Source organism: Bradyrhizobium sp. Mp27, from assembly GCF_029953005.1.
Classification (GTDB): domain Bacteria; phylum Pseudomonadota; class Alphaproteobacteria; order Rhizobiales; family Xanthobacteraceae; genus Bradyrhizobium; species Bradyrhizobium barranii.
Genome location: NZ_JASAUS010000250.1, coordinates 1 through 6,961 on the forward strand (window position 1 = coordinate 1; position 6,961 = coordinate 6,961).

Sequence of the window (6,961 nt, forward strand, 5' to 3'; positions counted from 1 at the left end):
CTTGATGTCTGTCTTGATGCATGGAACGAGCGTCCCTCGCGTTGTCAAATCCACGCGCGAGTCTCGCTCATCCCGTCCACCTAAACGAGGTGGGGTCGTCGTACCGCTATCGAAAGACCGAGCGCCTCAGCGCCGTTCTTGACGCCGATCCTGGCAGCGTTCTGCTCATCGGACATCGCGTAGCCCTCATTCGCCAAAGCTGCGCGCGTCTCAAACTGGAATGCTATCTTGATTTTGATGGTCCCATTGATCGGCTACGCGTCGGCATCTGCCTCGATAGCCTACAACGACTGCGATCACGCACGGGAACCGCGAACATCTTCAAGACTATCATAATTGATGAATCCGAGCAGGTTCTCTCGCATTTTCTTTCACAAACCATGGACTCGGAGGGTCGAGATCGCGAAGCGATATTCATCCTATTCAAGATGCTCATACAGCGTGCAAAGCGCGTGATCGCTCTCGACGCCGATTTAAGCTGGCTGACGTTCGAAACGCTAACAAAAATGAGGAATGAACGACCAGCTCATTCCCCTCCTCCCGCTGCACCGCGCTTAACCCACATCATCCTCAATGACCATCCTGTCGACAAAACAATCGCGATATTCCAATCGGAAAGTCATCTCCTTGCTGATCTCAAGCAAGCCATCGACAACAAGAAACGCGTCTTTGTTACCTCCAACTCTAAGCGGCGCATCGACAACCTGAACGCCGCCATCGCTGCTGACTTTGAGGGAACAGTACGCGGTCTCTTGATTACAAGCGCTACAAAAGACGACCCGCCCGTTAAAGCATTCATCGAAACCCCCAGCAAACAGGCTCTTCGGTACAGCGTGATTCTCACGTCACCTTCGCTGGGTACTGGCGTGGACATTGCATTCCCAGATGACGCGCAGGAGATTGATGTCGTGTACGGCTTTTTCGACGCGTTGATCACGACGCATTTTGATTGCGATCAACAGCTAGCCCGTGTTCGCCATCCAGGCGCTGTCAAAGTCTGGATCAGTCCGCGGAGGTTCAATTTCGACACCGCCGTAGATGTCATCAGGAAGGATATTCAGGTCAGCAATTCGTACAAAAACTTGCTGGTGGGATACGACGCCCTCGGACGACCCACCTATCTCGACGACGATCCGCTTCTCGATATGGCGATCGCTGATCGTGTCGCAGCAACGAGCTTCGAAGAACAATCTAAAAAAGCATTTTCTCGATCTTAAACGGCATCAGGGATACACCGTCGAATTGATCGATCCAGACGAAACGTTGAACCAAACAGGACGCGATCTGGCGAAGTTGGGCGAACGTCTCATCAAATCTAAGCGTATGAACGCCCTGCTCCATGCGCGACCGCTTACCTTTCAGGAATTCCAAGAAATCGACGGTCGGCTGTCGGAAAACGAAAAAGTCACAGTCGCGGAGGAGTGGTCGCGAGAACGAATGTGGTTTGAACTTTTCTACCGCCGACCGCTAACCAGATCGCTGATGAAACTAGACAACAATGGCAAGTACCGCCAATCAGTGCTTCGGTTTGAGAACCTTCAAGCATTCGCAAAGAGGACCCACGAAATCGCTGGAATGACTGGCGATTTGCGTTCCAAGCTGGATATTAGCGGTGCTGCAAAACTCGATAAGCGATTCCGTTTCCTAAAGACCTCGCAGGAAGTTACCCGCGCTATCTTCAATCTGTTGCACCAGACGCCACTGATGAAAGACGGCAACTGGACGCCGACAACCCTGACCAGTGACGACCTGAAGCCGTTCTCAGCCGCGATATTGAAGCAGAAAGCCATCGTCGAAAACCTCCTCGACTTCGAGGTCCGCGCCGACGTGCGCTCGAAGCCGATGACCCAGTTAAATCAGCTGCTCAAGCTGGTCGGTTTGAATTGCAAGCCGCTTAAAAAGCAGAAAATTCAGGGCAAGATCGTCTACCGCTACCAGTTCGATAGCGCAGCTTACAAACGAATGACCGCACTCGTGGAAAAGCGGGCGACGACCAATGCTTGGCGGTCGGTCTACGAAATGCACGGCTGGGATCAACAGGAATTGCCGGAAGAGCTGCAAGACAACACCTCCCACAAAAGCTGACATCCATTCCAGCGGCTCGCCTTCGCGAGCCGCCTCACGCAGTGAGGCGACCATCAGACAATGGCATATGATTCTGGTTGGATTTGATCCAACGTATTGCAAACTCCCTTAAGCTGCAAAGCTGCCATAGCCACGATCGGGGATCTGTCGCGTCCGCATCGGTCCACAGCAACTCAGCGCAATTCTGCAGCAAATATCGTCGGCTGTATTGCCGCGATTCATAAATAGACCGACTGGATGGCATCGCTATCCGTCGTATTTCAAAACCAAACGGATTATAAACATGGCTGTAACAGACGACGAGTTCCTATTCGATATTCAGTTTGCGGCACTGTTTCATGGCGACGAAAAGGTTCGTAGATCAGCCATGGAACTGCATTGGCACTTGCTCGACTTCAAGCGGGCTAGGGAGAAAAAGAGGATTGAAGATGCACAAAACAAAAGTCTTGAGCTTCAGAATTGATCCAGAGCGCCTGAGCGATCTGCTACGACACGTCCCATCCCGATATCGAACGGTCTCGAACCTGATCCGCCATGGTATCGACCGCGTCATCGCACGCCCAGAGCCGTGGCAGCCATGAATATCGATCACAGCCGCATTGTCCGCCTTCTGTCGAATGCCAGAAAAGTCAACGCGATTACCGTCAACCCTTCGGACAACGATCAGGTTCGTCAAGCAGCTATTCGAAAGCTAACAGACGAGGTCCTACGAAAATCACACGATCATGCGATTCTTGTCGCTTGGACCCCTCTCTGAACGGAACGCGGTCGTCAGCGGCTGTTCTCCGCACAATGACGGCAGTCCTGCGCTCAATGAGCAACACACCAATGGAGATGCCACTCTTGTCGAGTGGAAGGTGCAGCGGATTATGATCCGCTGCACTTCGATGACGCTGCACTAGGCACTACTTTCGGTCATAGAGTCTCCGGATTGCACGGCGACGGAGCCGACGGTAACGCTGCTTAGATACACCGAGCGCGCGTGCTTCTTCTTCGTAGAGTTCTCCGCGAATGAGACGGCGCATCATTGATTCGAACCCCCAATTGTCCTTGACCCAGTTTGGCAAGCGGGCTTGCCGTCTGGCGGCTTGGTGACCAGGTAAGTTCAAAGTGCGGGGGTGGAAACGAGTTGCGGTCATTATCGGGCACTCCTCTTCTTCGTCGCAAGCGGACTATTGTCGTTGTTTGCCAGTCTTGGTGATCGCCTGATCGGATTTACGTGCTGTGGTGGAGTGTTATTGAACACGACAAACGCGTTTCGGCACGAATAGCGGTCGAATATCATTCGAATTTCAGCACTGAGGTTTGGTTCTTTAGGCAAGTAACTCATTCTATTCCTCTTATAATCAAAACCGGCACGAAGGGATTTCGGGGCGCGTTTGATTTCCAGATGATGCCACGGGCAGCGTTTTTATCCCATTTCGCGGTTTTCGTGCATTTTCCAATGATAAGACAGTTGGCACTCAGACAACTCTGGACTATCTTTCGTAATCACGCGCTTGAACGATTTCGAATGATAAGATCAGACGATGCCTGCTTTTCTCAGACACTTCATGTTCAAGCATCCGCTGTTCCGTAAACGGGAGAGCGACACGGGCGTTCATTGGGAAAGCAGCATCTATTATCTTTGGTGGGAATTCCTCCGTCGCCATGAGGGGTACCGCAAAACCTGCGAGCGCGACGGCAATGGGCAGTACAGCCGAGCTGTACGAGGATTTCGGCGACGTGCATGCGGTGGACTTCAAGACTTGGTGGACGACGGGAGATCGTGGCGCTCGATTGTTTGCCGAACCCGCGGTCACAAGCAGCGTGATCCCGCTCCTGCCATCCGACATATCGGCAATTCAGGACAGTTGGGAAAACGGATCACAACTTGTCATTGCAATCCCGCTAACATTCTCAAAGCGAGCAATATTGAGCCACGTAAAGACAATCCTGCAAAAGCGGCACAAGAGGGGACGCGGGCAACGAGTGATGAAGGATTCGAAAGCAGAATATCCCGTCTCAGCCCAATTCCGCGTCTCATCACTCAAGACGGACCTTGAAGCATACGACTTGCGGCTGCGTGAACCTGATCTGAAGCTGTGGCAGATTGCGCAGCGGCTTCGATTTTCAGCCAAGCTGAGCGAAAACGATATCAACGTTGCTGAGAAGAAAGCCGCGATGTCAGTCGCCGCTTTCCGTAAGCTTGCCCATGCGAAGCGTGTGATTGACGCGGTTGCAAAAGGTCGCTTTCCAGTACCATAGCTGAATACGGAGGCTGCGTTCCTTGACGCTCTCAGAATTCGAGATCAAACTCTGCGAGAAGATGGTTGCCGAATTCGTCCAGAGGCGACGACCACGACCGCACGTCCGCCACCAAGTCGACCTGACATTCCGTATCGATGACCAGAGTGTCGAGATTTACGAGGTCCGCCCCCATTGGAAGGATGCAAGCAGGAAGATCGAGAATCCCATCGCCAAAGCGACGTACAACAAGAGCGCTCGCAATTGGAAGGTCTTCTGGCAACGAGCGGACCTCAAGTGGCACGGCTACGAGCCAAATCTGACGGTGCCGTCAATTGAAGCCTTCTTGGATGTTGTAGAGAAGGACGAACATGCCTGCTTCTTCGGCTAGAACTGCTGGCGTCTCAATGAACGAAGCGACGTTCGTAGTCGTACAATCGGAAGCCGTACTTCGCGGCATTGGCTCGCGACTTGTCGTCCAAGTGACTCATAGAGTCGGGATTACACATCGATGCCGCGCGCTCAAATTCCTCTGGCTGACAGTCCTCGACTATGACGCAATTCTCGTCCGTCGCCTTCTCTGCCAACGGCACAACGAACGCGAAAACGAAGTGAGACCCCAGGGTTCTCTTGGTATTCGATCGTTTTTCGAACCCGTATTGTAGGTAGGATTTTACCACCTCCCTCGCGTTCTCAGAACAGAATTTCGAGGATGGCAACGCATGCTTTGTTCGTACCCATTCCTCCACGATATCCATGTCAAAGGCTTTCGCCTTCTCGATTGAAGCGGTCACAAACGATCCAATATCGATTGGATGATCGTCGCTGGAAAGCGGAACGCTTTCGGCGCATGCAGCCGCCATCGCGTCAACTGCTCGATCAATGTCCGTGCGGTTGAATTTAAACACTTCCTCAACGTCGCCAATTCGATAGACACCGAAATAGCGCGGATACGTCCAAAGCTCATCCCAACTCGACGCTACGTTTGGCGAGGAGTGAAAAAGATGGGATTTGACGCAATCAGCGAGAAGCCTAGGCAGGTCAGTATTATCGATTGAGAATCCGATAGCAGACGTCATGACGTGACCCTTTTGAACATTTGACAAAGGCAGCCCTCATCAAATGCTCTGGGAATGCCGTGTATGACTATTTATCCTGCGAGGCACCGAACCTCGTATTTGTCGCCGATGCCTTCCAAACCATCTGGCATGGTCGCTGGCTGTACTTTCCGCGTCCTCAAGGCATTCCGACCCGCCAAAAGGCAACCATACCAGCGACCATTCAGTTGCCTGCCTGCCCCGGTCCTTTGACCAATCCCCGCCTGCGTGTATTGTTTCGATGTTTGTCACTTGAAGTGGCTTTCGACATTTCGTAGGCGCACAATGCCAAGTGTTATTGTTTGGGACTTAGAAACGGTGCCCGATTTGTCTGGCTTCGCTAAAGCGAACGGACTCAGCGATAAGACCGCTCAGGAAGTTCGGGATGCCATAGGCGACAAATTTCCGAAGCACATCTATCATTCAATCGTCTGCATCGGGGCAGTTGTTGCTCACCTCGAAGGTGATCATTGGACGGTTGATGCCATCGGCGCTCCGCACGTTGGCGACCGCACTGAACCCGAATTGATTGCTGCGTTCGTAGACAGGATTGCTCAACTACGACCTCAGCTTGTTACCTTCAATGGCAGTAGCTTCGATCTTCCTGTCTTACGATATCGCGCCATGGTGCATGGTATCGCCGCGCCAGGCTTATCCAGCCGCGCCTATTTTAAGCGATACAGCACCGATGCTCTTGACTTATGCGACGAACTGTCCTCGTTCAGTTCCGGAGCGAAAGTGAAGCTTGACGAACTGAGCAAAATACTCGGCTTTCCCGGAAAGCCAGATGAAATTCATGGCGGCGAAGTTGAGCAGTATTTTCGAGCAGGACGAATCAAGGAAATCGCTGACTATTGCGAAACTGACGTCGTCAATACCTACCGCGTCTGGCTGAGATACGAGTTGTTTTGCGGAAGGCTCTCTAGGTCCTCGTATGAGGCAAGCGAAATCTCGCTTGCAACCTTTTTGGCGGCTCGCCCGAGGCTTGAGTCCACTGCGGAAAGCAACGAGCTGCCGAAAGCCGTTTGATCGTATTGCACAGCCGAGCAACATTCGATGAAACTTCACTGGCAAGTGACCGACGCGGATATTCAGCGTGTGAGGCGACTTATCGAACAGCAAAAGGGCAACGCTTTTGTTAAAGCTCGTCTCGAACGGAACTGTGCAGCCGTCAAGGAACCGATTGGACGAGCACGATTCTGGCAGCAAATGGTGTGTATGCGGCTAACCTCGCAGCAAAACTCCAGCCCAAATGGTCCGGTTGCTCGGTTCTCCCGTCAGCAGCCATTTCTTTTGGGATACGACATCATTAGCAAGAGCAATGACAGGGAAGGTCTTATCACTAGCCCGTCCTATTCGTGAGAGTGCGGCTGTTGGGCCCGATTGATGCGGCCGCACATCTTGTCTGACGAGGCGCACAGGATTGCCTTCGGCTTTTCGCCGTAAACGGTACGAGAGGCCCACGGAGCCACGGACTTGGTGCGGACGGCCTACGCACCGCGCTTGAAGCGTATAGGCATCCAGAACTGCCGGAGGGCCTCGACGGTTGCTGG

The 6,961-nt window shown here is 52.7% G+C and carries 7 protein-coding genes; 6 read left to right on the forward strand and 1 reads right to left on the reverse strand.

Features of this window, described 5'->3' with window-relative positions; genetic code table 11:
• The first annotated feature begins 41 nt into the window (after positions 1–41).
• From QJT78_RS46900 to QJT78_RS46920, 5 genes are all read left to right on the forward strand, one after another.
• Entirely contained in the window at positions 42–1,217 is a 1,176-nt protein-coding gene (locus QJT78_RS46900; protein WP_281460706.1) for a plasmid replication protein, CyRepA1 family, read from the forward strand.
• Entirely contained in the window at positions 1,162–2,085 is a 924-nt protein-coding gene (locus QJT78_RS46905) for a hypothetical protein (protein WP_208089723.1), read from the forward strand. The genes QJT78_RS46900 and QJT78_RS46905 overlap by 56 nt, the downstream gene beginning before the upstream one ends.
• Positions 2,086–2,368: 283 nt before the next feature.
• On the forward strand, positions 2,369–2,548 hold the full coding sequence (locus QJT78_RS46910) for a hypothetical protein (RefSeq protein ID WP_208089724.1): 180 nt from the start codon (positions 2,369–2,371) through the stop codon (positions 2,546–2,548).
• Positions 2,549–3,771: 1,223 nt separating this feature from the next.
• Entirely contained in the window at positions 3,772–4,332 is a 561-nt protein-coding gene (locus QJT78_RS46915) for a hypothetical protein (RefSeq protein WP_208089725.1), read from the forward strand.
• A 22-nt stretch (positions 4,333–4,354) separates the two neighbouring features.
• Positions 4,355–4,702 carry a DUF3024 domain-containing protein gene (locus QJT78_RS46920; RefSeq protein WP_281460707.1) on the forward strand — a complete coding sequence of 116 codons (348 nt, stop codon included), beginning with the start codon at positions 4,355–4,357 and terminating at the stop codon, positions 4,700–4,702.
• Positions 4,703–4,715: 13 nt separating this feature from the next.
• On the opposite strand, the gene QJT78_RS46925 is transcribed toward QJT78_RS46920, so the two are convergent.
• Positions 4,716–5,390 carry a hypothetical protein gene (locus tag QJT78_RS46925; protein WP_212479325.1) on the reverse strand — a complete coding sequence of 225 codons (675 nt, stop codon included), beginning with the start codon at positions 5,388–5,390 and terminating at the stop codon, positions 4,716–4,718.
• 303 nt (positions 5,391–5,693) lie between these two features.
• On the opposite strand from QJT78_RS46925, the gene QJT78_RS46930 reads away from it, so the two are divergent.
• Positions 5,694–6,437, forward strand: coding sequence for a ribonuclease H-like domain-containing protein (locus QJT78_RS46930; protein ID WP_281460708.1), 744 nt, complete (start codon positions 5,694–5,696; stop codon positions 6,435–6,437).
• Positions 6,438–6,961: the final 524 nt, after the last annotated feature.